Origin of the sequence: Actimicrobium antarcticum, assembly GCF_039536745.1 — a bacterium.
Lineage (GTDB): Bacteria > Pseudomonadota > Gammaproteobacteria > Burkholderiales > Burkholderiaceae_D > Actimicrobium > Actimicrobium antarcticum.
In genome coordinates this window covers 334,745-360,603 of record NZ_BAAAZE010000008.1, presented here as the reverse complement: position 1 = coordinate 360,603, position 25,859 = coordinate 334,745, and the positions used below count along the sequence as shown (strand labels likewise).

At 60.6% G+C, this 25,859-nt stretch carries 31 protein-coding genes; 17 read left to right on the top strand and 14 right to left on the bottom strand.

The window, feature by feature from the left end; all coding sequences use genetic code 11:
- Positions 1 to 48: 48 nt before the first annotated feature.
- Positions 49 to 753 (bottom strand): pyrimidine 5'-nucleotidase, encoded by a 705-nt coding sequence (locus ABD720_RS09495; RefSeq protein ID WP_344763665.1) that lies wholly within the window; start codon positions 751 to 753, stop codon positions 49 to 51.
- On the opposite strand from ABD720_RS09495, the gene ABD720_RS09490 reads away from it, so the two are divergent.
- A complete protein-coding gene (locus ABD720_RS09490; protein ID WP_344763041.1) occupies positions 709 to 1,731 on the top strand; it encodes a TraB/GumN family protein in 1,023 nt (340 codons plus the stop codon). The genes ABD720_RS09495 and ABD720_RS09490 overlap by 45 nt on opposite strands.
- Before the next feature lie 96 nt (positions 1,732 to 1,827).
- Here the strand turns inward: ABD720_RS09490 and ABD720_RS09485 are convergent, their stop codons facing one another.
- Positions 1,828 to 2,958: a Fic family protein gene (locus ABD720_RS09485; protein WP_344763040.1), complete on the bottom strand. Its 1,131-nt coding sequence runs from the start codon at positions 2,956 to 2,958 to the stop codon at positions 1,828 to 1,830.
- Between the two features lie 309 nt (positions 2,959 to 3,267).
- Here ABD720_RS09485 and ABD720_RS09480 point away from each other — a divergent pair, with 309 nt between their 5' ends.
- Positions 3,268 to 3,708, top strand: coding sequence for a thioesterase family protein (locus tag ABD720_RS09480; RefSeq protein WP_344763039.1), 441 nt, complete (start codon positions 3,268 to 3,270; stop codon positions 3,706 to 3,708).
- A gap of 44 nt (positions 3,709 to 3,752) precedes the next feature.
- Here the strand turns inward: ABD720_RS09480 and ABD720_RS09475 are convergent, their stop codons facing one another.
- A complete protein-coding gene (locus tag ABD720_RS09475; protein WP_344763038.1) occupies positions 3,753 to 4,007 on the bottom strand; it encodes a hypothetical protein in 255 nt (84 codons plus the stop codon).
- A gap of 127 nt (positions 4,008 to 4,134) precedes the next feature.
- Between ABD720_RS09475 and ABD720_RS09470 the strand changes: the two genes are divergently transcribed.
- A complete protein-coding gene (locus ABD720_RS09470) occupies positions 4,135 to 4,365 on the top strand; it encodes a DUF1289 domain-containing protein (protein WP_344763037.1) in 231 nt (76 codons plus the stop codon).
- On the top strand, positions 4,358 to 5,281 hold the full coding sequence (locus ABD720_RS09465) for an MBL fold metallo-hydrolase (protein WP_344763036.1): 924 nt from the start codon (positions 4,358 to 4,360) through the stop codon (positions 5,279 to 5,281). The genes ABD720_RS09470 and ABD720_RS09465 overlap by 8 nt, the downstream gene beginning before the upstream one ends.
- 26 nt (positions 5,282 to 5,307) lie before the next feature.
- Here the strand turns inward: ABD720_RS09465 and ABD720_RS09460 are convergent, their stop codons facing one another.
- The 5 genes from ABD720_RS09460 to ABD720_RS09440 all read right to left on the bottom strand — a co-directional run bounded on the left by ABD720_RS09460 (position 5,308) and on the right by ABD720_RS09440 (position 11,214).
- The gene (locus ABD720_RS09460; protein ID WP_344763035.1) at positions 5,308 to 6,372 is read right to left on the bottom strand and encodes a branched-chain amino acid ABC transporter permease; all 1,065 of its coding nucleotides are present in this window, start codon (positions 6,370 to 6,372) and stop codon (positions 5,308 to 5,310) included.
- On the bottom strand, positions 6,369 to 7,349 hold the full coding sequence (locus tag ABD720_RS09455) for a branched-chain amino acid ABC transporter permease (protein WP_344763034.1): 981 nt from the start codon (positions 7,347 to 7,349) through the stop codon (positions 6,369 to 6,371). The genes ABD720_RS09460 and ABD720_RS09455 overlap by 4 nt, the downstream gene beginning before the upstream one ends.
- 1,128 nt (positions 7,350 to 8,477) lie before the next feature.
- A complete protein-coding gene (locus tag ABD720_RS09450) occupies positions 8,478 to 9,221 on the bottom strand; it encodes an ABC transporter ATP-binding protein (RefSeq protein WP_344763033.1) in 744 nt (247 codons plus the stop codon).
- Positions 9,218 to 9,991: an ABC transporter ATP-binding protein gene (locus ABD720_RS09445; protein ID WP_344763032.1), complete on the bottom strand. Its 774-nt coding sequence runs from the start codon at positions 9,989 to 9,991 to the stop codon at positions 9,218 to 9,220. The genes ABD720_RS09450 and ABD720_RS09445 overlap by 4 nt, the downstream gene beginning before the upstream one ends.
- Before the next feature lie 32 nt (positions 9,992 to 10,023).
- Positions 10,024 to 11,214 (bottom strand): substrate-binding domain-containing protein, encoded by a 1,191-nt coding sequence (locus ABD720_RS09440; RefSeq protein ID WP_344763031.1) that lies wholly within the window; start codon positions 11,212 to 11,214, stop codon positions 10,024 to 10,026.
- Between the two features lie 200 nt (positions 11,215 to 11,414).
- Between ABD720_RS09440 and ABD720_RS09435 the strand changes: the two genes are divergently transcribed.
- The 13 genes from ABD720_RS09435 to ABD720_RS09375 all read left to right on the top strand — a co-directional run bounded on the left by ABD720_RS09435 (position 11,415) and on the right by ABD720_RS09375 (position 20,404).
- The gene (locus tag ABD720_RS09435) at positions 11,415 to 12,260 is read left to right on the top strand and encodes a D-amino acid aminotransferase (protein ID WP_344763664.1); all 846 of its coding nucleotides are present in this window, start codon (positions 11,415 to 11,417) and stop codon (positions 12,258 to 12,260) included.
- Between the two features lie 22 nt (positions 12,261 to 12,282).
- The gene (locus ABD720_RS09430; protein WP_344763030.1) at positions 12,283 to 12,561 is read left to right on the top strand and encodes a DUF493 family protein; all 279 of its coding nucleotides are present in this window, start codon (positions 12,283 to 12,285) and stop codon (positions 12,559 to 12,561) included.
- 374 nt (positions 12,562 to 12,935) lie between these two features.
- A complete protein-coding gene (locus ABD720_RS09425) occupies positions 12,936 to 13,382 on the top strand; it encodes a PA2169 family four-helix-bundle protein (protein WP_344763029.1) in 447 nt (148 codons plus the stop codon).
- A gap of 128 nt (positions 13,383 to 13,510) precedes the next feature.
- Positions 13,511 to 15,061, top strand: coding sequence for a hybrid sensor histidine kinase/response regulator (locus ABD720_RS09420; protein WP_344763028.1), 1,551 nt, complete (start codon positions 13,511 to 13,513; stop codon positions 15,059 to 15,061).
- A 20-nt stretch (positions 15,062 to 15,081) separates the two neighbouring features.
- A complete protein-coding gene (locus ABD720_RS09415) occupies positions 15,082 to 15,813 on the top strand; it encodes a sensor histidine kinase (protein ID WP_344763027.1) in 732 nt (243 codons plus the stop codon).
- Positions 15,814 to 15,934: 121 nt separating this feature from the next.
- A complete protein-coding gene (locus tag ABD720_RS09410) occupies positions 15,935 to 16,147 on the top strand; it encodes a hypothetical protein (protein ID WP_344763025.1) in 213 nt (70 codons plus the stop codon).
- Between the two features lie 20 nt (positions 16,148 to 16,167).
- On the top strand, positions 16,168 to 16,728 hold the full coding sequence (locus tag ABD720_RS09405; protein WP_344763024.1) for a hypothetical protein: 561 nt from the start codon (positions 16,168 to 16,170) through the stop codon (positions 16,726 to 16,728).
- A gap of 221 nt (positions 16,729 to 16,949) precedes the next feature.
- A complete protein-coding gene (locus ABD720_RS09400; protein WP_344763023.1) occupies positions 16,950 to 17,186 on the top strand; it encodes a hypothetical protein in 237 nt (78 codons plus the stop codon).
- Positions 17,187 to 17,278: 92 nt separating this feature from the next.
- On the top strand, positions 17,279 to 17,473 hold the full coding sequence (locus tag ABD720_RS09395) for a hypothetical protein (protein WP_344763022.1): 195 nt from the start codon (positions 17,279 to 17,281) through the stop codon (positions 17,471 to 17,473).
- A 44-nt stretch (positions 17,474 to 17,517) separates the two neighbouring features.
- Positions 17,518 to 17,898: a hypothetical protein gene (locus tag ABD720_RS09390; protein WP_344763021.1), complete on the top strand. Its 381-nt coding sequence runs from the start codon at positions 17,518 to 17,520 to the stop codon at positions 17,896 to 17,898.
- 105 nt (positions 17,899 to 18,003) lie between these two features.
- The gene (gene lipB, locus ABD720_RS09385; RefSeq protein ID WP_344763020.1) at positions 18,004 to 18,663 is read left to right on the top strand and encodes a lipoyl(octanoyl) transferase LipB; all 660 of its coding nucleotides are present in this window, start codon (positions 18,004 to 18,006) and stop codon (positions 18,661 to 18,663) included.
- A gap of 16 nt (positions 18,664 to 18,679) precedes the next feature.
- A complete protein-coding gene (gene lipA / locus ABD720_RS09380) occupies positions 18,680 to 19,708 on the top strand; it encodes a lipoyl synthase (protein ID WP_344763019.1) in 1,029 nt (342 codons plus the stop codon).
- Positions 19,709 to 20,242: 534 nt separating this feature from the next.
- The gene (locus ABD720_RS09375; protein WP_344763018.1) at positions 20,243 to 20,404 is read left to right on the top strand and encodes a hypothetical protein; all 162 of its coding nucleotides are present in this window, start codon (positions 20,243 to 20,245) and stop codon (positions 20,402 to 20,404) included.
- 431 nt (positions 20,405 to 20,835) lie between these two features.
- On the opposite strand, the gene ABD720_RS09370 is transcribed toward ABD720_RS09375, so the two are convergent.
- The 6 genes from ABD720_RS09370 to ABD720_RS09345 all read right to left on the bottom strand — a co-directional run bounded on the left by ABD720_RS09370 (position 20,836) and on the right by ABD720_RS09345 (position 25,788).
- Positions 20,836 to 21,363, bottom strand: coding sequence for a peroxiredoxin family protein (locus tag ABD720_RS09370; RefSeq protein ID WP_344763017.1), 528 nt, complete (start codon positions 21,361 to 21,363; stop codon positions 20,836 to 20,838).
- A gap of 76 nt (positions 21,364 to 21,439) precedes the next feature.
- Positions 21,440 to 21,874, bottom strand: coding sequence for a DsrE family protein (locus ABD720_RS09365; protein WP_344763016.1), 435 nt, complete (start codon positions 21,872 to 21,874; stop codon positions 21,440 to 21,442).
- 19 nt (positions 21,875 to 21,893) lie between these two features.
- A complete protein-coding gene (locus ABD720_RS09360; protein ID WP_344763015.1) occupies positions 21,894 to 23,843 on the bottom strand; it encodes a M48 family metallopeptidase in 1,950 nt (649 codons plus the stop codon).
- Between the two features lie 25 nt (positions 23,844 to 23,868).
- Positions 23,869 to 24,459, bottom strand: coding sequence for a LemA family protein (locus tag ABD720_RS09355; RefSeq protein WP_344763014.1), 591 nt, complete (start codon positions 24,457 to 24,459; stop codon positions 23,869 to 23,871).
- A gap of 98 nt (positions 24,460 to 24,557) precedes the next feature.
- Positions 24,558 to 25,199 (bottom strand): BON domain-containing protein, encoded by a 642-nt coding sequence (locus ABD720_RS09350; RefSeq protein ID WP_344763013.1) that lies wholly within the window; start codon positions 25,197 to 25,199, stop codon positions 24,558 to 24,560.
- Complete coding sequence (locus ABD720_RS09345; protein WP_344763012.1) at positions 25,192 to 25,788, bottom strand: phosphoheptose isomerase; 597 nt, start codon at positions 25,786 to 25,788, stop codon at positions 25,192 to 25,194. The genes ABD720_RS09350 and ABD720_RS09345 overlap by 8 nt, the downstream gene beginning before the upstream one ends.
- Between the last annotated feature and the right edge of the window lie 71 nt (positions 25,789 to 25,859).

Genomic DNA, 25,859 nt, shown 5'->3' with positions numbered 1-25,859 from the left:
CCCGTTGGTGACAGTGCCTATGCTGCAAACGCCGGCAGCCCTGTCGGGCTAGCGCAGCCGGTGCAGCTTGCCGGATAGTTGCTTCACGGATTTTACTTTGACATCGACGAAAACGGGACGCTTGATGAAGCCGGACGGCAACGGATTCGGTCCGCCCGGCAAATACTGCGTGACCCAGACCGTACGCATGCCGATCTGGCGTGCCGCTTTCAGGTTTACGGCGGTGTCTTCGACCAGCACGCAGCGACTGGCATGCAGGCCTTCGCGCGCCAGCAGTGCGCGCAGCATCTGGCGCGATGGCTTGGGCCGCAGCTTGCCATGCACCCGCATCGATTCGATCGAGATATGGCGGGCAAAATGGCGCTGCAGGCCGAGGTGGCGCATCACGTCTTTCGAGTACCGCTGCGGCGCATTCGTCAGCAGGATCTTGCGGCCGGGCAGGCGCCTGAGCAGACCGGCCAGTCCGCGTTCGGCGCGGATCATGGCCGGCAAGTCATCGAACCGATGGGCCTCGCGCAGGAAGTCGTCCTGGCATACCTGATGATGCTTTACCATGCCCAGCAACGTGGCACCGTAACGCTGCCAGTAACCCACCCGTGCCGTCTCGACATCGGCGTTGCTGGCCGGCGCACCGGCCTCGGTCAGCACTTGCGCAATGTAGCGACTCATGTTGGCGCTGATCGCCGGGAAGATCGCATGCGAGGCATCATGCAACGTGTTGTCGAGATCGAAGAGCCAGGTCAGCACAGTGATTTTTTTCTGAAAGAGTTCATGCGTCGCACCTTGATGGTTATTACGATGATTACGTTATTTCTGTTCGGCTGGTGGCAGGTTCCGGCCCTGGCCGAACCGGCTGTAGCGGTCATCACCGCAGCGCAGTCAGCGGCACAGCCTATCCCCCGGCGCGGCACGCTGTATCGCATCACACAGCCAAAACAGCACGGGCGACCAGGCCACACCGCCTGGCTGTTCGGCACGGTGCATGTCGGCAATGCGTCATTCTATCCGCTCGAGCCCACCGTCATGCAGGCACTCGCCCGGGCCGGCACGCTGGTACTCGAACTCGATCCTGCAGACCAGCCGGCGCTGCAGGCGGCCTTCGCCAGACATGGCCTGCTGCCCGCACCGCAGACCATCGACCGGGTCGTGTCGCCGTCCACCTTCGCGCAATTGCAACCGGTACTGACCCGGCTGGGCGTACCTCTCAATACCGTCACCAGCATGAAACCCTGGGCCATCGCCAACGTCCTGCTGGCCGTCGCACTCGAGCAGGCCGGCTATGCGCGCGAGCTGGGTATCGAAGTACACCTGCTGGCAAAGGCGGCCGGCAAACCGGTACTGGCGCTCGAAAGCGCGGACTACCAGCTAGGCCTTTTTGACACGCTCGACGCCAGCCAGCAAGAGCAGTATCTGCGTGAATGCCTGGAATCGATCACCAGCGGAAAAATGCAGCAACAGGCCCGCGCCATGATGAACGCCTGGGGTCGTGCCGATGGTGCGATGCTAGAGCATCTGCTGCGCGACGAACTGGCCGAGACGACCGTCACGGCGGATTTCGCGCGGCGGATTTTGCTGGGGCAGCGCAATCCTGTGATGGCACAGGTGATCGGGCAATTGATGGCGCGGGAAGCGTCGAGTTTTGTGGCGATAGGATTGCTGCATCTGGTGGGCGAAGATGGCGTGCCGGCGTTGCTGGCGCGGCGCGGGTATCGGGTGGAGAAGGTGTATTGAATGACACCGTCATCGGGCGCAATGCTCAGGCCGCGGATGGCTGGATAGTCTGACTCAGCCGCCCGCCGAAATCTTCGTGTTCGGGCTGGTCTTCGGTCATGCCAATTGCTCGATGTAGGCCTGATAACTGTAGCAACGATTTTTCTTCTGCCCGGTCAGTTCGGAGACGATGCCTAACTCCTGCAACACCTTGACGGCGGCGTTGGCCGTCGGGAAGCTGGTGTCGAGCGCGAGTCGCACCCGCTCAATGGAAAAGCGCGGCATCATCGGCAACATCTCGAACAGGCGATAACTCGCCGGTGTGCTTTTGGGTTCGGCCAGCAGGCGGCGGCGATCCGCAGCGATCAGACTGGCAATCGCGACGATATTGCGCTCGGCGTCCGTCGCCGCGACGACCACTCCTTCCAGAAAAAAAGACACCCACCTCTCCCAGTCACCCGCATTGCGAATACGGGAAAGTCGCCGGTAATACTCGGCCTGATGTTGCTTTAGATAGCCGCTGAGATAGACCAGGGGCTCCCGCAGGAGCTCCCAGTGCTCCATCAGCGCAGCAATCAGCAAGCGACCGATACGGCCATTGCCATCCAAAAACGGGTGGATGGTTTCGAACTGGGCATGTACCAGTGCAATGCGAACCAGTGGCGGCAGCGATGTCGGTGACTGGGGTGCATGAATGAACCGTTCCATATCAGCCAGCAAGTCGGCCACCCGTTCGGCCGGTGGCGGAACAAAGACCGCATTGCCGGGTCGGGTGCCACCAATCCAGTTCTGCGAACGGCGCAATTCGCCGGGCTGCTTGCCGCCGCCTCTCGCCCCATCGAGCAACAGTCGATGCGCCTCGCACAGCAGGCGTACGCTGATCGGCAAACCGGCGGGATCGCGCAAGTTGTCCTGTACTTTGCGGAAGGCGCGCAGGTAATTGGTGACCTCTTCCACATCATCGGTGTTACTGATGGCAAAGCCGGCCTCTTCATCAAAAAGGTCAGTGAGCGTGGCTTGCGTCCCCTCGATCTGGGAAGTGAGCAAGGCTTCCTTGCGGATGGCGCTGTAGAGCAGCCACTCCACCGACGGCACCAGCCCGGACACGCCAGCCAAGCGCGCCAGGGCGAATTCAGCCGCTTGATTGCGTGACGCAAAAGACCGCACATCCAGGTCCGGATTCGCCGGAGGCAAGGGATGCGGCACAAAAGCCTGAACGGATTCCCCCAGGGCGGTAGAGGTGATCATGGTGCCGACGCTGCGCACATGCGAAAGCTTTCTTTAATGGCCAATCTTCATATTAAAGCATTCTTTAATACCGCCACAATCAATTAAAGCGGGCTTTAACACGCTCAGCCACTGCTTCGGTTACTGCGTCTGCCTCAGGCGGGCGCAGTTGGCCGGAGATCAGGCCTTGGAGATGGGTGTCGCGGAGGGTGTTGAAGGTTTGGGCTTGTACTGAGTTGTGGAGCAGCCGTGCGACATACGTGTCCGTGAGTCAGGACGGCCCACAACCGCGCATACTGCCGCAACACCAATTCAACCAAGAGACCTCCCATGCACCCCGACCTGAAACCCGGCCTGACCTTCACCTGGTCCGCCATCGTCCCCGACCGCGCGACGGTACCGAACCTGTACCACGACGTTGATTTTTGCCGCGAGATGCCGGATGTGCTGGCGACCGGCTACATGGTGGGGTTGATGGAGCTGGCTTGCCTGCAAGGGATCATTCCGTACCTCGATTGGCCGCGCGAACAAAGTCTGGGGACGATGGTCAGTTTCAACCATCTCGCTGCGACGCCGCCGGGGATGACGCTGACCATGAAAGGCGAGGTCACCGGCGTCGATGGACGGCGTATCAGCTTTCGGGTGGAAGGCTGGGATGAACAGGACAAGATCACCGAAGGCACGCATGAGCGCGTGGTGATTACGCCAGATAAATTCAACGCAAAGCTGGCAACAAAAATCGCTGCCGCCGGATCACGCAGCCAGGCGTGATCTGCGTTGCGACATCGATCGCCATGCAGGCAGCGCGGACCAGCTCAGGTCGGCGTCGTTCCCGGCTGACTGCTTTTTTCAAGCATCGACAAACCGATGCCGCGTGCTTCGGCTTCGGCCGAGGCGGCATCCGGGAAGACGGTATCAACGGCGACGCGCTGTTCGGCAAAGGTCGTATTCTGATGCATCGGATTGGCCGATGGTCCGTGGATGGTCAGGTGGGCGGCCCAGCCGTCGGTGCCGGGTAGTGCAACGCCGGTAAATTCGATCTCGTACTCGCCTATCGTTTCGGTAGTCATTGTGGTCTCCTGTACATGAACAAGCACGGTCCAGCCTAACACGGACGCTGCGCGTGTCCTGCACATGGTCCGCATACTTCCCGGCAACCGGGCATAATCACCATCCCGCAACGCCGCCGCAGACACCATGAGCCCACCCGCATCGCCGCCCACTATCCGGTTCGATCCCGTCGCGACAACCGGGCCTGCGCCCTCGCCGTGCATCAGCGTCTGCCAGATGGATACCAGCACCGACCTGTGCATCGGTTGCCAGCGCACCATCCCCGAAATCATGGCCTGGGGCAGCGCGACCGAAGGCACCCGGCGCGCGATCTGGCGCGCCATCAATGCGCGCCGTAACGCGACGCCGCATGGTTGACCAGCGCCACCCTTTGCCGCCATCGATGCGCGTCTTCGAACGCGGCTGGCTCTCGTCCAACAACATCCTGTTTTCCGGCGATCAGCAGACCGCGCTGGTCGATAGCGGTTACCTGACCCATGCGCCGCAAACACTGGCGCTGGTCGCGCATGCGTTGCAGGGCCGACCACTCGACCTGCTGGTCAATACCCATCTCCATTCGGATCATTGCGGTGGCAACGCTGCCTTGCAAAAACACTACGGCTGCCGCACCGTGATCCCGGCCAGCGAAGCCGACAAGGTGCGCGACTGGGACGAAGAGGCGCTGAGCTTTGCGGCCACCGGCCAGCAATGCGATCGCTTCGGTTTCGATGCCACGCTGGCGCCGGATGACGTGATCCGGCTCGGTGATCTCGACTGGCAGGCGCTGGGTGCGCCGGGGCACGATCCGCATTCGCTGATCCTGTATTGCGCCGAAGAGCGCATCCTGATTTCTGCCGATGCGCTGTGGGAGAACGGCTTTGGCGTGATCTTTCCGGAGCTCGATGGCGCGTCCGGATTTCCCGAAGCGCGGGCCACGCTGGAACTGATCGCCGGGCTCGATGTACGGCTGGTGATTCCGGGTCATGGCGCGCCGTTTTCAGACGTTGGCAAGGCGCTCGCCACCGCCTTCTCGCGACTCGACTACCTGGCCGCGGACCCGGTGCGCAATGCGCAGAATGCGATCAAGGTACTGTTGAAATTCCTGCTGCTGGAACGCCAGCAGATCGTGCTGACCGAGGTGCCGGTGCTGCTGGGCGCAATGCCGCTCGTGCAGCAATCGAACCGGCGTTTTTTGCAGCAGCCGATGGATGCACTGGCCAGCTGGGCGGTGGCGCAGCTGGTGCGTGTGGGTGCGGCTAGCGTGAACGGGCCGATGCTGTCGAATCAGGGTTGACGGGTTGAAAAACGCGCGGCCGCCATTCAGCTGCCGCGCCAGCTACGCAATTTGCCGACGATGCCAGTCGGGAAAAAATACACCGACAGAATAAACAGCACCCCCAGCCACAGCAGCCAGCGGTCCGGCGACAGCAGGGCCGACAGCAGCGGCACGCTCTCGGTGGCGCGCGCGGCCAGCCCCATCAGGTCCTGCAGATAGCTTTGCGCGAGGATGAATAGCGTGGCCCCGCACACCGCGCCGTACAGCGTGCCCATGCCGCCGATGACGACGATGAGCAGAATGTCGATCATGATCTCGAACGACAGCGAGGTATCGGCGCCGTTGTAGCGCAACCAGATCGCCAGCAAGGCGCCGGCCAGGGTGGCAAACAATGCGGCCAGCACGTTCGACAGCGTACGGAAAACCACCGTGCGATAGCCGATCGCTTCGGCCCGAAAATCATTTTCGCGGATCGCCTGCAGGACCCGGCCGAATGGCGAATTGACGATCCGCAGCAGCATCAGGAACAGCACCACGGTGGTGGCAAAGAGCAGGTAATACGTGATCAGCCGGCCATCGGGCGTGACGCCGAACAGCGTCGATTCGCTCAGGCGAAAGGCCGGTGTCAGCATCTCGGGCAGCTTGAAACTGAGGCCGTCTTCACCACCCGTGAGCTCGGACAATTGCGAGGCCAGCGTCTGGAAGGCCGCCGCCACCGCCAGCGTGATCATGGCGTAAAAGATCGCCCGCACCCGTAACGAAAACAGCCCGATCAGCAGCGACAGCACCAGCGACAGGCATAGTGCCACGGCCACCCCCGCCAGCAATGCCAGCCAGCCCGGCCCCATGCGCGTGCTGGCAATCGCCACGCCATAGGCGCCGATGCCGAAGAACATCGTGTGCGCAAACGAGACGATGCCGGTGTAGCCGAGCAGCAGGTCGTAGCTGGCGACCAGCACGATGAAAATGAGGATTTTTGCGGCGACGTTGAGTGCCTTCGCTCCCGGAAAAACAAACGGCGCGAACGCCAGTCCGAGCACGATCAGCAACAGCAGCGCGGTCAGTACGCGGCTGCGCGGCAGGTCATGTGAGAGCAGTCGGGCGATCATCGCGAGGTCACCGGAAAAAGTCCCTGCGGGCGCCACAGCAGGATCGCGCCCATCAGCAGGATGTTGGAAAACAGCGCCACTTTCGGCACCAGGAAGCCGGTGTAATTGGCCAGCAATCCGACCAGCAGCGCGCCCAGAAAACAGCCGCCGGTCGAGCCCAATCCGCCGATGATGATGACAATGAAAATCAGCACATTGACCTGCGCACCCATCTGCGGAATCACGTTTTGCTGGTACAGCCCCCACATCACGCCGCCCAGCCCGGCCAGCGCCGAACCGGCCACGAAGACGCCGATGAAGAGCTGGCGTATCCGGTAGCCAAGGCTCTCGACCATCTCGCGATCCTGCACGCCGGCGCGGATCAGCAGGCCGAGCTTGGTGCGGTTCAGCACCAGCATCATGCTGGCGAAGACCAGCAGGCCGACCACCATGGCCAGCACGCGGTATTTTTCGATGGCGGCGTCGCCCAGCACCAGCGCACCGCGCAAGGCGGCCGGCAACGGCAGCGCAATTTGCTGCGCGCCCCAGATGACCTTGATCAGTTCTTCACCGACCACCATGCCGCCCATCGTGATCAGGATCTGCTTGAGATGCTGACCATAGACGCGCCGCACGATCACACGCTCGAACAGAAAACCCACTGCACCAGCGACCACCATGGCGGCGACCATCGCCAGGCCGAGTGCCATCAGGTTGCGCGGCAGATTGTCGGCATTGACCCAGTCCGGCATCAGGCCCAGCACCGACACGGCCACGAACGCACCGAGTGCGATGAAGACGCCATGACCGAAATTGAGCACATCCATCAGGCCAAAAATCAGGGTCAGGCCAGAGGCGATGATGAAGATGATCATGCCCATCGCCAGCCCGGCGGCAGTTAGCGTGATCCAGGTAGGCACCGAGCCGACCAGCGGCAAGGCGGCCAGTATCAGTACGGGCACCAGCAAGAGTGGTATCAGGGCGGGGCGATCTGTCATGGTGGTCCTGGTGAATGCCGATTGATGTCTATCGTGTTAGGTTGGGTATTGCTTGTTGCGTCATGATGCCGCGCCGATGGAACGTAGTCCGACGCTGACTCGTCACTCGCATTCAGGGAAACTTCCCTCGTGCCGTATTCCCTTCGCGGAAAACCGCTTTTACCGATCGCCGCAAACCACACCAGCAGCAATACACTTTTGCCAACCGCCGCAAACCACACCAGCAGCAAGCAGGGTCAGAGTTTTTTTCGCAATGCTTCATCGCGAAAATGTCTCTGACCCTGCTTGCGAGTTACGGAGCACGCTGACCGCGACCGCAGCTGCCGGTGCGCGACGCTTTGCACTCCGCATTCCGTTTGCGGGGTCAGAGTAATTTTCGCGATACGGCCTGCGAAAAAAAACTCTGACCCCGGAAACTGGCTTCTTCGGCCCGCCACTTCTGCAACGACCGCACCACCCGTTTTTGCCAACCGCCTCAAGTCACAGCGACAGCAATCCGCTTTTGCCAACCGCCGCAAACCACACCAGCAGCAACCAGGGTCAGAGTTTTTTTTCGCGATGCCTTTCCGCGAAAATTAATCTGACCCTGCTTGCGAGTCACGGAGCACGCTGACCGCGACCGCAGCTGCCGGTGCGCGACGCTTTGCACTCCGCACTCCGTTTGCGGGGTCAGAGTAATTTTCGCGATACGGCCTGCGAAAAAAAACTCTGACCCCGGAAACTGGCTTCTTCGGCCCGCCACTTCCGAAAAGATCACACCATCGGTTTTTGCCAACCGCCGCAAGTCACAGCGACAGCGATCCGCTTCTACCAAACGCCGCAAACCACAGCGACAGCAACCCGCTTTTGCCAACCGTCGCAAACCACACCAGCAGCAACCAGGGTCAGAGTTTTTTTTCGCAATGCTTCACCGCGAAAATTACTCTGACCCTGCTTGCGAATTACGGAGCACGCTGACCGCGACCGCAGCTGCAGGTGCGCCACGACTGCACTCCGCAATCCGTTTGCGGGGTCAGAGTAATTTTCGCGATACGGCCTGCGAAAAAAAACTCTGACCCCGGAAACTCGCTTCTTCGGTGCGCCACTTTCGCAAAAGCCACACCACCCGATTTTGCCAACCACCTCAACTCACAGCGACAACCCCAGCAACCGCGCCTGCATCCCCGCATCCTCGGCCAGCTCCGCCATCGCACCGCGATGCACGATGCGCCCGTTGTCCATCACCGCCACCGAGTCCCCAAGCTGCTTCGCAAAATTGAAATTCTGTTCGACCAGCAAAATGGTGGTGTCGGTCTGCTTGAGTTCGCGAAAGGCCGAAATCATGTTGGCGATCATGGCCGGTGCCAGCCCTTTGCTCGGCTCATCGATCAGGATCAGGCGACGCGGCTCGACGATGGCACGGGCTACGGCCAGCATCTGCTTTTGCCCGCCCGAGAGTTTGCCGGCGGGATGCAGCCAGAATTTTTCGAGCGCCGGGAACAGTCCGAATATCCATGCCAGCCGTTTGCCGTCGATGGCATCGGCATTAGGTGCATTGCGTGCCGCCAGCAGCATGTTGTCGCGTACGCTCAGGTCGCCAAAGATGCCCATGTTCTCGGGCACGTAGGCAATCCCGCAGCGCGCAATATCGGGCGTGGCCAGCGCCGTGATCGGCTGGCCGTCGAAGCTGATGCGGCCCTGCGAGGCCTGCCACAAACCCATGATGGTGCGCAGCGTGGTGGTCTTGCCGGCGCCATTGCGACCCAGCAGCATGGTCAGCTGGCCGCGCGGGATCGCCAGGTCGACGCCGTGCAGGATGTGGTACGCGCCGATGTGGGTGTGGACATCGTCGAGCTGCAGCAGGATGTCGGACTGGTCGTTCGTCGCGTTCACGTCGCCTCCTCGACCGGTGCCAGCCCGAGATACGCCTGCTGCACCACCGGCGAGGCGATCACCGCTTCCGGTTCGCCATCGGCCACCAGCGCGCCGTTGTGCAGCACGATGATGCGGTCGGCCAGTTCGCGCACCACGTCCATCTTGTGTTCGACCAGCAGGATGGTTTTGTCGGCCTGTAGCCGCAGCCGGCGGATCAGGTCGAGGATCACCGGTACTTCATCGACGCTCATGCCGGCGGTCGGTTCATCGAACAGGTACACCGCCGGGTCGAGCGCCATCAGCATGCCGACTTCGAGCTTGCGCTGGTCGCCATGCGGCAGCGCCGCGGCAGGCTGGTCGCGCCGGGCCGTCAGGGCGACGCTTTCCAGCACCTGTTCGGCGCGTTCGGTGAGTGCCTTGTGATGCGACCAGACATGCCACAGGTCGAGCCCGAGATGGCGCCGCGACTGCAACGCGAGACGGATATTTTCCAGCACGCTCAGGTTGGGGAACAGGCTGGTGAGCTGGAAGGCGCGCCCGAGTCCGGCGTGCGTGCGGGCCGGTGCCGACAGGTGCGACAAGTCGCGACCATGCAGCAGCACTTGTCCGGCCGACGGTTTGAGCTGGCCGGAAATCAGGTTGAAGTAGGTGGTCTTGCCGGCGCCGTTCGGGCCGACGATTGCTGTCAGCGTGCCGGGCCCGAACGCGCACGACACCGCATTGACCGCCACGTGACCACCGAAACGGATGGTCAGGTCGCGGGTTTCCAGGGAGATGCCGGAACTCATGGCTGGTAAGTCAGTCTGTACGCAGCGACTGGTCAGCGCTTGTTTCGGATCGGCAGTTTCATCTCGTCGATGCCAATCTCGCGCACCAGTTCCGGCACACCCCACGGGAAGGCCGGATCAACCTTGATCTTGAAGTGATACATCGATTGCAGCGCCTGATGGTCTTCCTTGCGGAAAGTCATCTTGCCTTTGGGGGTCTCGAAGCTCATTCCTTCCATGGTCGAGATCAGCTTTTCGGTATTGGTATCGCCACCGGTTTTTTTGAGCGCTTCGACCAGCGCAATACCGGCCGCCATGCCACCTGCCGTGAAGAAGTCCGGCGGGCTCTTGAAACGTTTGTAGTGTTCGGTCACCAGCCAGTTATTGACCGGATTTTTGGGAATGCCGAAGTAGTAATAGGTCGCGCCTTCCATGCCGGGGAAGTTCTTGTAGGCGGCCATCGCCGGCAGAATATTGCCACCGGTCGCGATCTCGATACCGTAGCGTTTCGGGTCAAGGTCAGCGATCTTGTACGGATTGCCGGCACCCGCCCAGATCACGAAAATGATCTTGCGGCCCGGCTTGTCTTTCAGGGAATCGAACAAGCGCTGTGCGCCGGCAGTGAAGTCGGTGGTGCTGGTGGGCAGGTATTCCTCGTGCACGATCTTGGCGTTCTTCAGCGTTTCGCGGAAGGCTTTGACGCCATCGCGACCGAACGCGTAATCCTGCGCCAGCGTGGCGATGGTGACGCCGGGCTTGTCGAGCGCGACCGCATTCGAGATCGCATCCTGCGACGAATTGCGCCCGGTGCGGAAGATATAGCGATTCCATTTGTCGCCGGTGATGGCATCGGCCACGGCCGGTTCGACCAGCAGGATTTTTTTGTATTCCTCGGCGACCGGCAGCATGGCCAGGGCGACGCCGGACCCGGTCGGTCCGACCGCGATGTCGGCCTTGTCATCGGCGTAGGCGGCAGCGAGCTGGGACTTGGCGACGTCGGGCTTGCCTTGCGTGTCTTTTTCGATCAGCACGAGCTTGTTGCCATTGACGGTCATGGTGCCGCCGGTGGCGTAGTCGAGTCCCATCTGCAGGCCGACCTGGGTTTGCTTGGCGTAGGCTTCGAGCGGGCCGGTCTTGTCGTAGACGTGGGCGATACGGATGTCTTTGGCAGCGACCGGGACGAGCGCGGCGCAGAGCAGCAGTGCGGTGGCAGCGAGCAGGCTGTGTGGAGTGTTGTGTCTCATGTTTTCAATCCTCTGATGGGTGAATGCGGTGAAGATTACGCGAGGTTGACGTTTTATTACAGGTAGTAAAACTACTATCAGCAAGGCTGCTGCAGCGCCGCATTTCCATGCCTATTTTGCATAGGTCGGGCGTACCTGATGTGCAAGAATGAAGCCCTACCAATTGCCACCGAAAGCCTGCAATGAATGCCATGGCCACCATGACTGACCCCATCGTCTATTTGAATGGCACGCTCACGCCGTTGTCCGAAGCAAAAATCCCGGTACTCGACCGTGGCTTCATTTTTGGTGACGGCATCTACGAAGTCATTCCGATCTATGGCCGCAAGCTGTTTCGCGCCGAGCAGCACATGGCGCGCCTGTTCCGCAGCCTGGCGGCGATCGGCATCACCAATCCGCACACCAGAGCCGAATGGATGGCGCTGATCGAGCAGGTCGTGCGGGAACATCCGGCCGATGACCAGATGGTGTATCTGCACATCACCCGCGGGGTTGCCAAGCGCGCCCATGCCTTCCCAAAAGAGTCGACGCCGACCGTCTTCATCATGACCAATCCGATCGTGCTGCCGTCTGCTGCAGCGCGGCAGAGCGGCGTGCAGTGCGTTTCGATGGAAGACAAACGCTGGCTGCACTGCGAAATCAAATCGATTTCCTTGCTAGGGAATGTGCTGGCAGCGCAGAACGCGGCCGAGCACGATGCGGTCGAATCGATCCAGTTCCGCGATGGCTTTCTGACCGAAGGATCGTCCTCGAATGTCTGGATCGTCAAGGATGGCCAGTTGTTCGGCCCGCCAAAAGACAACCTGATTCTCGAAGGTATCCGCTACGGCCTGATCGAGGAACTGTGCGCCGCCTGCGGGATCACATTCAGTGCCTGCCGCATCACGCACGCCGAAGTCTTCGACGCCGATGAGGTGCTACTGACCTCGGCCACCAAGGAAGTGCTGCCGGTATCGAGTATCGATGGCAAGCCGGTTGGAAAAGGCGTACCCGGCCCCATCTACGATAAACTTTACGCTGCCTATCAGGAGGCCAAGGCCGCCTGATCCATTGATCGGAAACCACATCATGACAACACCCCCGGAAGATCCCCCCAGCCTGATCGAGTACCCGAGCGATTTCCCGATCAAGGTGATGGGTGCGATGCACGACAGCTTTGTCGCGACCATCGTCGAGGTGGTCATGCGCTTCGATCCCGAATTCGGCCACCATAAACTGGAAACACGGCCGTCGTCCAAAGGCAATTACCTCGCCTTGACCGTGACGGTGCGCGCCACCAGTCGCACGCAACTTGATGACCTGTACCGGGCCCTGAGTTCGCATCCCATGGTGAAGATGGTTCTTTAACTGTCTTGCAGTCCGGGGGCGGTGCCGCGCTGTTCCCGCAATGACTTCCCCTGCGTTCTTCTCTTGTTTTCCTACAGCAGTATCAGTAGCTGTCTTATAGGTGGTCATCAGGGCCGCTGCTAATCTTCGACACATTGCCCGACCGTCGGGCGCGTACTGGAGAAAATCATGGGCAAATATCTACTCGGCTGGTTACTCGGCGTTCCTGCAATCGTGTTGGTGGTGGTTTACCTGTTCATGCATTGAATGCTCTTCGTCACATGCATGCATAAATTGCATACATTCAGAGCACACCGCAAGCCCACGCACGCCACGCAGGAGATGACATGGATACGGATCGGATCAGCGCTGAGCCCATTTATCTGAGAGAACGCATGGACGAACAGGCCCTGCTGGCCATGCTGCACGACTTGATTGAAACCAGCAGGGATGGCGAAGCGGGTTTTCGCAGTTGCTCCGAAGAGGCGATGGGCCTGCAGCTGAAATCGGCATTCACGTGCCGCTCGCAGCGCTGTGCGGCAGCAGCACGTGAACTGACGGCGCTGCTGCATACACTGGGCGATGACAGCGCGGCCAACGGCACCTGTACGTTACACCGTCGATGGATCGACATCCGCTCCATCATCCTTAACAAAGACAACAGTGTGGTGCTGATCCAGTGCGAACGTGGTGAAGCAATGGCGCTGAACAGTTACAGAAATGCGCTGGACGCCGAGCTGCCAGCTGCGGTACGCAAAGTACTTGAGAGGCAGTATCAGGATGTCCTGCAGCACGACGGGCAAATCAAGTTCCTGCGTGACCAGATGCGATCGTACGGATAGCATGATGCGAAGTATCGAGTACGTCGGGTATTGGCGCTGCCGGATTTTGCCTCAGCAAGATGTATTGACCGGCGTGGACTTGCCTGGCTCGCAGACTGCAAGTACGGATGCAAAGTGGTGGCACTAACATGGCCACCCACAACGGTGCAGTCCACTCTGCGGTATTACGGGCAAGCTCTGCGTTAGCGCTGTTCGAGGCATTGCCCGACCCGGTGGTCGTAATCAGAGGGAATTCGAGCGTCGTTGATCTGAATCCGGCTGCCGAGATTTTTTTTGGTTACCAGCGTAGCGAACTCACTGCCACGACGACGCTGGAATCGTTGTGCAATGTGTGTTCACTGTATGACGAGATCAATTCAGCACTGAAGGATGGCAATGAATGGCAGGGCGAGCTGCGTGTAGGCACCCGGCATCGTGGCCTCCGCACGGTCAATGCCACGTTGCGACGGGTCTTCCTTCCTAGCCACCATGACGTCGCGCTGACACTGGCGGTCTGCCACGACATCACGTACCGCAAGGAGCTCGAAAAGGCGTTGTTGCATCAGTCCGAGGAACGCATCATTACCGACCGGCGCAAGAACGAATTCGTGGCGATCCTGTCGCACGAGCTGCGCAATCCGCTGGCGCCGATTACCAATTCGCTGGCGTTGATGCGCACTACGGGTTTCAGCGACCCCTTGCTCGCCAGCAGTCACGCCATCATCGAACGCCAGGTGGCGCACTTGCGCCAGATGGTCAATAGTCTGGTCGATATTGCGCGCCTTAACACCGGCAAGGTGGCGATGACGATGGCGCCGCTGGTATGGCAACACGTGATCGAGCAGGCGCTCGAAATCACGGCACCAAAAATTCGCGCTGCCGGACACCAGCTGACCCTATCAATTGCGCCTTCCGCGATCCGGATCAACGGCGACCTGACGCGACTGGTCCAGGCACTGGCAAATGTCTTGAACAATGCCGCGAAATTCACGCCGGGTGGCGGTATGATCGCGGTGACCTGCGGCCAGATTGATGGCCATGCTTTTGTTGTGGTGCGTGACAGCGGCAACGGCATTAGCGCGCCGTTCAAGCCACGGCTGTTCGAACTGTTTGCTCAAGCCGACGAGTCACTGGCGCGCAGCGATGGCGGGCTTGGCGTAGGACTGGCAATCACCCGCGAAATCATGACGCAGCACGACGGTAGCATCAGCGTACACAGTGACGGCGTCGGCTGCGGTAGCGCATTTACACTGCAATTGCCTCTCGCCCGCGAGGGGCCAATATCACCAACCAGGGAGACGAGTATCGGATCAGACAACACCACAGCAGAGGGCTTCCGTATCTTGCTCATCGACGACAACGACGATGCCAACGAATCGATGGCGGCGTTGCTCGACATGATGGGCTATGTGGTCAGCACCGCACGGGACGGCACTAGCGCACTGACCATGGCGACCCAGTTCAAACCACAATTGATCCTGTCGGACATCGGCCTGCCTGGCATGGACGGATACCAGCTTGCACCAGCGCTGCGTACTGCATGCGGTGACCGCAAATTGATCCTGGTTGCGGCAACCGGATATGGCAACGCCAACGACCGGCAGCGCTCGCAGGCAGCGGGCTTTGACCATCATCTGGTCAAACCTCTGGATGCAGACGTGCTGCTGGATTTTCTGGCCCTGCAAGCTGCCGAATACTGAATTCCTGAATGCCGATCACCATGAGCACAGACGATATCGCTGCCCTCAACGCCGCCCTGCTGCAGCAGGTCGCCGATCTGCACGCGCTGATTGGCTGGCTCGATGTCGGCCATCAGCAGATGAAAGATGTCGTGGCCGCCGAGTTGCATGAGCAGTTGGGCTCGCCACTGACGGCACTGGCGATGCGGCTGGCACTGATCACACGTCACGGCGGTTCCGAGCCGAAGCTGGCCGAACACTGGACCAAAGCCCATGCACTAATAGGCAATCTCACGCAGACCACACGCCGGCTGCAGCATCAGCTACGTCCGGTGGCACTGGATGCACTCAATGCGCTGGGGCTTTCGGCAGCGCTGGCAGAGTATCTGGAGCAATTTGGCCAGCGCACCGGCATCGCCTGTACATTGACCATCGAGGGGAGCGAAGTGCCGCTGTCACTGGCGACTAACCAGGCCCTGTTTCGCATCCTGTCCGGCGCCGTCGACAATATCGGACAACATGCCGGCGCACGCTCCATGCAAGTACTGCTGGGCTACGATGCCATGACTTGCCACATGACCGTCTCGGACGACGGATGCGGCATCGATCTGAGCCGGCTCGACTGGCAACGCAGCTACGGCCTGCGACTGATGCGCGAACGCGCAACGATATTGAAAGCGACTTTCGAGATCATCAGCCTGCCGGGCCAAGGGTGTCGGGTCACGCTGAGGTTGCCATTGCCGTTGCCGTTGCCGTTGCCGTTGCCGCAATAATTTCCGTGTATACCCAGCGGTCGGCGCAGTCAGGCTGGCGGGTTTTCCTACATGACTTTACGTGCCTGTCCGATAACAAACTTGCGTTGCGCGACCTAAACTTGACCCAAAGGATCGGTCCGTGCGCGACGACAGCGCCCATCGAACCAGAATCGCTGACTTGAGCGACGGCCGCTCAGCCAACTCATTACAGGTCTACTGGAGTCTCATCATGCGACTGCGCGACATAGGCTGGTTGATCGGCGTTCCACTGATCGTCACGGCAGCGGCACTGTTCCTTTGTACCGAAAACTTTCTACCCACCCCGCATTATTACTGGGCGCTATTTCGATAGCCCGTAAGAAAGGAAATCCGATGTCTTTGACCAACGAGCAAAATCCGGCACATCACGCCGAGCAGCATCCACGTATCGTCACCGGCCTGTTTCACGACCGCGACAGCGCCGAACAAGCCTACCGGACCGCCACCGATCTCGGTTATCACCGCGACGATGTGAACCTGGTGATGTCCGACGAAACGCGCCAGCGCCATTTCCCGCAAGATGAAGAAGTCATCACGGAACTCGGTACCAAGGCCGCCGAAGGTGCCGGCATCGGTGGCGCCATCGGCGGCACGATCGGTGCGATCGCCGCCGCCATCGCGGCCGTCGGAACGACGCTGGTCCTGCCCGGCCTGGGACTGGTGATCGCCGGTCCGCTGGCCGCCGCGATTGCCGGCGCCGGCGCTGGTAGTGTCACCGGGGGACTGGTCGGTGCACTGATCGGCTGGGGCATACCGGAAGAGCGCGTCAAGCATTATGAATCCGGCATCCGCGAAGGCGGCATCCTGCTGGGTGTCAAAACTCGCAATGAAGAAGACGCCCGTCGCATAGAAGAAGACTGGAAGGCAAAACACGGCGCACTCGTCCATCCTTGACCAACGAAATCATCAGCGCCACAGGTCGTTGCACCTGAACCTGATACGCCGCTTTTTGTGCGAGGGATAAGCAAGCCTTCTGTAGGTTAATACGCCCGAAGATTATCAATGTCGCATTTTCCTACAGAACAATCAGGTGCTGTCCTATAGGTTGCGACACATGTTCTCAGTAGGATGGGCAATAGGTTTCGGCTGGACAACGACATCAGGTCGTTCAGCATATGGAACTGCAACCGTTTTACCTGAAGGATGTGACGATCATGAACCTGCACCAGGCCAGCGGCATCAAGAATCTTCTTGTCGGGATTATTCTCGAAGGACTGGGTCGACTGATCGCCAACAACCACCTGCAACAGAGCGGGTTTGCCCTGCAGATGCGCGGCCGATCGCAAAGTGCGATCGGCGATGCACAAAACATCATCAAGGGGTGCGTCAAGCGAAACGGGTTGGTGAGCTGAAGTTCAAGATCGGTGAAAGCCGCGCCTGTACCATCCACCGCCCCGGAGTCCCGAGTCGCATACCGTTCAGATCATGCAAGTATGGAGGAAACATGATTTCAAACCGAAAGCTGGCATTGGCATTGAGTCTGGCCGGTTGGGCACTGACCTACGTCGTGGCCAAGTCCCGCAAAGACGCAGTACGTACCGAACACAAGCTCCACAAGAAGCAAATGACAACCTGGGAAGGCGAAGGTGGCAACCTGCCGCCACGGGATAGCACAGCCAGCCAGCCCGGCTTGCAGTGACCCCCGACATCAGCCTGACCTCACTTCCAAAGGAAACTACTATCATGCATTCCGAAAATATCAATAACACCATCGCTGCCAACGGCGCAGTTGCCGACAAAAAAGTCGACCAGGCTGGCGCTTCCGCGCAAGATGCCATCACATCGGCACAAGATACCCTCACCAAGCTGTCCGGTGCCGCGCGTCCTGCGGTCGAACGCTTCACCGCCGGTGCCCATCAGGCTGTCGAAAAACTGATGAGTGTTGCCAACACCACCGCTGACACCGTCGCGCTGAAAAGCGAGCAGCTGATGGACGCGCAAGAACGTTTGGTCGAAGACTGCCGCACCTATGTGCGCCAGAAACCGGTGACCTCGGTTGCCATCGCGGTCGGCATCGGTTACCTGCTGAGTCGCCTGCTGACGGGTCGCAACGCGAACGACTGATCGCGCCGGCACTAGCCGTTGCGAACCGAGCGCCGCCGGAGCAATCCGGCGGCGCTTTTGCTTGTGGGTCATCGACACCGGCCAGCTTTCGGTACACTGGCAGGCATGCAACCACTCCAGATCATCCAGCGCGGCCACGAAGACTACGACACCACGCTGCGCGCAATGCGCGACTACACCGACAGCCGCAACGCCGACACCCCCGACCAGCTCTGGCTGGTCACGCATGATCCGGTCTATACACTGGGCCTCGGTGCCGATCCGGCCCATGTGCTGGATGCCCATGGCATTCCGGTGGTGCAGACCGATCGTGGCGGCGAGGTCACTTATCACGCGCCGGGCCAGGCGATTGTCTATTTGCTGATTGATCTGCGGCGCCAGCGCAGCGACCGTCGCTTGCTGGCACGCGAATTTGTCCAGGCCATCGAGCACGCCGTCATTGCCACTCTGGCCGCGTATAATCTGGCGGGCGAACGCAAGGCAGGTGCTCCCGGGATTTTTGTTTCCGAAGGCGAATTCCAGGGTGCAAAAATTGCTGCGCTCGGCTTGAAAGTTCGCGTCAATGGCTGCACGTATCACGGTGTATCGCTGAATGTGGCGATGGACCTGACGCCATTTTCATGGATTAATCCGTGTGGCTACGCCGGACTGCAGACCACCGACATGCGCAGTCTTGGCAGCAGCGCCACGGTGGACGCCGTCCAGGCGGAACTCGCCGACCAACTGATTCAATTACTGAAAGGACAGTCTTCTGCAGCGGCTTGACGCGGAAGCACACACCATGGCAAACGACGCGCCCGAACTCGATACTCCTGCTGTTGCCGCTATTGCTCCGCCGCCAGCGACGCCGGTCTATTACAACCCGCTCGACAAACAGAAGGGCGCCGGCAAGACCGCCCGCATCCCGATCAAGATCGTCCAGGCCGAGCGTCTGCCGAAACCTGACTGGATTCGGGTCAAGTCGGCCCTTCCATCGAGCCGCTTCTTTGAAATCAAGGACATCCTGCGCGCCAACAAACTTGTCACCGTCTGCGAAGAAGCCAGCTGCCCCAACATCGGCGAATGCTTCGGCAAGGGCACTGCGACCTTCATGATCATGGGCGACAAATGCACCCGCCGCTGCCCGTTCTGCGATGTCGGTCACGGGCGTCCCGACCCGCTGGATGTGAACGAACCCGAGAACCTGGCAAAAACGATCGCTGCATTGCGCCTGAACTATGTCGTCATCACCTCGGTCGATCGCGATGACCTGCGCGACGGCGGTGCCGGCCACTTTGCCGAATGCATCCGCCGCGTGCGCGAACTGTCGCCATCGACACGCATCGAAATCCTGGTACCGGACTTCCGCGGCCGCATGGATCGGGCTCTGGAGATTCTCAATCTGGCACCGCCCGACGTGATGAACCACAATCTCGAAACCGCGCCCCGCCTGTACAAGGAAGCGCGCCCCGGCTCCGACTATGCGTATTCGCTGAATCTGCTGAAGCGCTTCAAGGAACTGCATCCGGACACACCGACCAAGTCAGGCATCATGGTCGGCCTCGGTGAAACCGACGAAGAAATCCTGCAGGTCATGCGCGACCTGCGCGCCCACAACGTTGACATGCTGACGATCGGCCAGTACTTGTCACCGAGTGGCGATCACTTGCCGGTGCGGCGGTATGTGCATCCGGATGTGTTCAAGATGTTTGAAGAAGAGGCCTACAAGATGGGCTTCGTGCATGCTGCCGTCGGGGCGATGGTGCGCAGTTCGTATCATGCCGATGAGCAGGCGTTGGGTGCGGGTGTGACGATGAACCTGCCAGGTTAGATAGCGGGCGGTACGGGTTTGGAGGTTGGGTTGCGAAGCTGAACATGCGGCAAGTTTTCGGGGCGGTTGGCGGTTGGCGGTTGGCGGTTGGCGGTTGGCGGCTCGCCGTGCGCCGTGCGCCGTCTGCCGTCTGCCGTCTGCCTTCTGCGGTAGCTAAAACGGGTTGCGCTCCGTGGAGCCAAGCCGGGGGCGGCCCGGCAGCCGCTCACTTTTTTTGCTTCGCCAAAATAAAGTAAGCAAAAAAAAGGCGACCGCTAGACCGCTGCCCTGCGGGTTCCCAAATACCGTGCCCGGTCAGGGGGAGGGCCGCAAACTCGCTGCCCTTGCAGGGCGCAGATCCGCTTGCAAGCGGATCCCGTTCCGCAGGCGGATCGCATGCGATCCGAAACCCCTGCTACACCTCAGACAGTGCGGCCCTCTTATCCCCTGCCCAGCCACGGTATTTGGCAGCGGCCTTTTATGCGGAATTCAAGGTCAAGACCAAGCTCAGCTTTGATGATTTAATTAGGGTCACGCTCGCTTTGCGCGAGAACGATGGCTTGTAAAAGCCTTGTAGGTTTTGGTTTTGACGTTGGTTTTGACGTTGGTTTTGAACTCGAAGTCGATCACGACGAGGAAGTTTTCTCGCGCAAAGCGAGCCTGACCATCAACCAATTACCAAGGCTTGGCTTGGTCTTGACCTTGAATTCCGCGTAAAAAGATCGCTGCCAAAAACCGGGTACGGCAAGAGGATCAGAAGCCCGCACTGTCTGAGCGCAGCGAGTTTGCGGGCTTCCCTCTTGCCGTACCCGGTTTTTGGGAACCCGCAGGGCAGCGGTCTTGCGGTCGCCTTTTTCTTGGTTACTGCTTTTTGGCGAAGCAAAAAGAAGTGACCGGCTGCCGGGCCGCCCCCGGCTTGCATCAACGGAGCACAACCCGTTTTAACTACCGCAGACGGCAGCCGGCAGCCGGCAGCCGACAGCCGACCCGGCGGACGGCAGGCCGCCAACCACCCAGCAAGCTTGACGCATGTTGGGCTTAGCAGCCCAACCTACGATTCGGCAGCGCTAGCAACGCTAGCTCACCAAGCCGCGGCTCCTGCTGGCAGCGGCCGGCTACCCAAGCGCCAACGCGCCAACTCATCCGCCCTACCCCGCCAACGCCACCTCCAGCAACTGATGCAACGCCGCAAAATCCGGTTCTCCCACATACCGCTTGATGATCTTGCCCTTCTTGTCGATCAGGAAGGTAGTCGGAGTCAGTTTGACGTCGCCAAATGCCTTCGCCAACGTGTCCTGCGGGTCCAGCGCGACGGTGAATGGCAGCTTGCGTGTCTCGGTAAAATTGAGCACGTAGTTCGGCGGATCGTAACTCATGGCGACCGCCACGAAGTCCAGGCCGCGGGCGTTGTAGCGCTCGTAGGTATCGATCATCTGCGGCATTTCCTTGACGCAGGTGGTGCAACTGGTGGCCCAGAAATTGACCATCACGACTTTGCCGCGCAGGCTGGACAAGGCAATTCGCGTGCCCTGCAAATCGACGAAGGTGACGTCCGGCGCGGACTTGGTCGATGACAGCGACAGGAAACCGCCGACCGCGATCGCTGCCACCACCACCACGGCGGCGAGCTTGACGAAGAGCTTGTTACGGGATGGGGGAACGGGAGATGCTTGCATGATGGTCTTGCCGATCAGATGAAAAGCCAGCGGTCATTATAGTCAGGTCTTTCGCCCCCCGCGAAACAGCCATCCATCAAGGCCGCAAATACACAAATCCTTCACGCGCCTGCAAGCGCGCAATCTCGGCCACGCCGGACGGCACCAGCCTGGCTGACGCAATCACGCGCTCCGGCGAGACATCGTGGGCGCTGAGCGTATTGGCACAGACGCGGAATTCGACACCCTGCTTTGCCAGCGCCATCACGGCCGGCTCGAACGGGTTGCCGTTGCGCTCGGTGGCGTCTTTCAGCAGGAACTTGATGCCATCGCCGAGGCCGACCACGACGATGCGGGTATCCGGCGCAGCGCGCAAATGGTTGCGGATATTTCCCAGCGCACGGCTAGCCTGGTCGAGGCCGTCGCTGAGCTGGTAGACCACCTTGATGGGTTCGTCGGCGCGTGCTGGCGCGGCGATGCCCGCGAGCAGGACTGCGCCCATGAGCGCGGTTGTCAGAAATTGGCGTCGCATGCAATGTCCTCGTCAACAATCAAAAAACGGAAAAACCAGCGCCGGCATAGCTGGCACAGCTGGCATAACTGGCCGCCACGGCCGGTGGCAACGGCGCGTCGATGGCGCTGCAGATGGCACGCAGCAGATCGGCGACGTCAATCGGCAAGCCGCCCGGCGTAGTATCGCCCGCGACCGCGACCAGCGCCTTGAGCAAGGCCGGTTTGGCCAGCGGTGCCAGTTGCAGTACGCGCTCCAGCGCCGCGCTGACCTCATCAAAGTCAATCGCCGTGATCACGAGCAAATCACTTGCCGCCAGCGACAGGCCCGTGCAGCGTTGCGCGCCCCGCAGGAATGCTGCGGCCGGGGCATCGGTGGCAGCGACATGCGCCATCAGCGACAGCAGCAAGGCCAGCTCGTTGCGCAGCGCACCGAGGTGATCGAACCGTACCGGCACCGAGCGGCCCGCATGCAGATCGAGGCGACGTGTCAGGATGGTTTGCAGCACAAACTCGGCCAATGTGACGCGCTGGTCAGCCGCAATCAATGCGCTGGCAGTGCGCAGCAGGCTGTCACGTTCGGGTTGCGACAATTGTTTCAGCGCGGGCATCGCGAGGTCCAGTATCGGCAGTCGCGCGCTGGCTGGCACGGCATCGAGCTGATGCGCCAGGTGGCGTACGAGCGCGGTTTGCGGCGACTGGCAGGCATCCAGTATCTCGTCCTGTGCGCTGCGATTCAATTCTGGCGCCAGCAACAGCGCGAACACCAGTGCCCGCGCTGCATGCGGATCGCGCAGCGCACTGTCGAGTTCCGCGCCGGGCAATGGCATCGCCGCCACGCCGGATGACATCGGCAACAGCGCTGGCACCGCGGCCGCCTCGGCCGCCTCGGCAACACTGACCGGCGCAAAGGCCAGGTCGGGCAGGCGCGGTGCGGCAAGTTCGACCTGCTGCAACGGCGGCGCATCGCGCAGCGCAACCCGCCGGCCAAAAATACGCTGCAGCCGTTCGGCAATCGGCGGATGTGTGGCAAATAGCCCGTCCACCAGACCGGCTCTTGCGGCACCGAGGAACAGGTGCGAGAGCTGCTCGGCATTCGGATGACGGATCTGCGAGCCAAGTTCATTATCGCGGGACAGGCCACCGATTTTTTGCAGCGCGCCACCGATGCCGTCCGGATTGCGCGTGAACTGCACCGCGCTGGCATCGGCCAGGAACTCACGCTGACGCGAGACCGCCGACTTGATCAGCCGGCCAAAAAAAATACCGATATAACCGATCACGAACAGCACCAGACCAGCCACGAACAGCACCAGTTGCACCGGCGGACCTTTCTCGTCGCGCTCGCGTCGGGCCCAGACCCGGCCGCCAAACTCCATCAGATGCTGGCCAAAGCCGGCCAGCATCTGGATGCCGAACAGCACACCGATCAGGCGCACGTTCATGCGCATGTCGCCGTTGAGGATATGGCTGAATTCATGCGCGATCACGCCCTGCAATTCGTCGCGTGTCAGCCGTATCAGGGTGCCGCGCGTGACGGCCACCACGGCCTCGTTCGGGTTGTAGCCGGCGGCGAAGGCATTGATCGATTCTTCTCGGTCGAGCAGATAGACTTTCGGACACGCCACGGCCGACGCCACCGCCATCTCTTCCACTACATTGAGCAGGCGGCGCTCCTGCGCATCGCTGGTTGCGCGCGCTACCAGCCGACCGCCGACCATCTGCGCGACCGCATCGCCGCCCTCGCGCAGGTTGAACAGTTCGATCAGCGTACCGCCGCCGATCAGGCCCAGTGTGAGTGCGGTATTGGTGAAAAAGAAGTAGCGCGGATAGGTATGGGGACCGGCGAAGTTGCTCCCTTCAAACCAGATCCACAACAAGGTGGCGGCCGCATTCACGGCCAGTACGATGGCCGTGACAGCCAGCGCGAACAGGATCAGCAGCGTGCGGGTTTGCTGCCGTGCCTGTTCCTGCTGTGCGAAAAAATTCATGTGCCGGTCTGTACAAAGACCGAGATCAGAACGCGACCTTGACCGCCTTGCGCTCTTCCGCCGACTCGGTCGCCTGCAGCAACTCTGCGGGTTTGAACGCGCACATCGTCGCAATGACCGAGCCGGGGAATTGCTCCAGCGCGGTGTTGTAGTGCATCACCCCATCGTTGTAAGCCTGGCGCGCGAAGGCGATGCGGTTTTCGGTACTGGTCAGTTCTTCGGTCAGCTGCATCATGTTCTCGTTGGCCTTGAGATCCGGATAGGCTTCGGACAACGCAAACAGTTTTCCTAGCGAGGCACCCAGCGCACCCTCGGCGCTGGCCATCTGCTGCAGTGCCGCGGCGCTGGCCGGATCGGCCGCGGCCTGCGCATTGGCGGTGACGGCCTGGTTGCGCGCGAGGATGACGGCTTCCAGCGTCTGGCTCTCGTGCTGCATGTACGCTTTGGCGGTCTCGACCAGATTCGGGATGAGGTCGTAGCGCCGCTTGAGTTGTACATCGATCTGGGAAAACGCATTCCTGAACTGGTTGCGCATGCTGACCAGCCGGTTGTACGCACCGATCGCCCAGAACAGCACCAGCAACACCAGACCCAGCAAAACGAGGAAGGCTGTCATATTTTCTCCGAGAAAAAAGCCGCCATTCACAGTGAAAGGCGGCTTGAAACGGCTACGGAATTTGCGCTGACTGCGCTAACCAGCGCGCCAGCTTGTCGCTACTTGCCCGACGTGCTCAACTGCCGCAATTCTTCGTCATCGATGATCTCGAACACCTTCACGACTTTTTGCACGCCGCTGACACCGCGGGCGACTTCGGTCGCCATGTTGGCTTCGCGATTGGTGACGCGGCCCATCAGATAAACCGCATTGCGCTCGGTGACGACCTTGATCGAGTTCGCGTACAGGTCCTTGGTATCGACGAACGAGGCTTTGACCTTGCTGGTCAATAACGCGTCATTGGCACGCGAGGTGTAGTCCGACAGGCCGGTCACCTGCAGTTCGTTGATGACGGATTTGACGGCTTCGATGCCGGCCACTTCACGCTCGACGTCGGCTTTCATTTTGGCGTCGCGCACTTCGCCGGTCAGCAGGACACGGCGGTTGAAGCTCGCCGTATTCACATGACCGGCATCACCGACGACTTGCGGAATGCGCGTTTCGGCCTTGACTGCGATGGCCTTGTCTTCGGTCTGCGCACCCAGGGTACGGCGATCAGTGGCAGCGAGGGTTCCCATCACGGCGGTGCCAATCGCCATTTCGATACAGCCTTGCAAGCCGGTTGCAACTACGCCGCACAACAGTACGGTCGCCAAGGGGCGGCTGGCGCGAGGCCAGGTCCGACGTGCCCAATCAATCATTTGCATCTCCTCCGAAAAGTGCGACATCGATACCGTCGCACAGACAATGAATCGTTAATAAATGGACTTCCTGAATGCGTGCAGTGCGGTCATGCGGCACGCAGATGTGCACATCGGCGTCGCTGAGCATGGCACCGATGGCACCACCGCCCTTGCCGGTCAGGGCAACGATGCGCATGTCGCGGTCCAGCGCGACCTCGATCGCCGCCAGCACATTGGCCGAATTGCCCGAGGTCGACAACGCCAGCAACACGTCGCCCGACTGGCCGAAGGCCTGCACCTGCTTGCTGTAAATCTCGTTGAAATTGTAGTCATTGCCGACCGCGGTGATGATCGAGGTATCGGTGGTCAGCGCCAGCGCCGGCAGCGGCAAGCGCTCGCGTTCGAAACGGCCAACCAGTTCGGCCGCAAAATGCTGGCAATCGGCAGCCGAGCCGCCATTGCCGCAGGCGAGGATCTTGTTACCGTTGGACAGCGCCGTAAACATGAGTTCGACTGCCTGCGCAATCGGCAGGGCGAGTTCTTCGGCAGCCTGCATTTTCAGGTCGGCGCTTTCGCGGAATTGATCGAGGATGCGTTGATTCATCATGTGGGTGGGCTTGGAATGAGAGTCATCGTGCGCCGCTCAATCCCGGAAAAAACTCCGGCATGGCGGCAGGG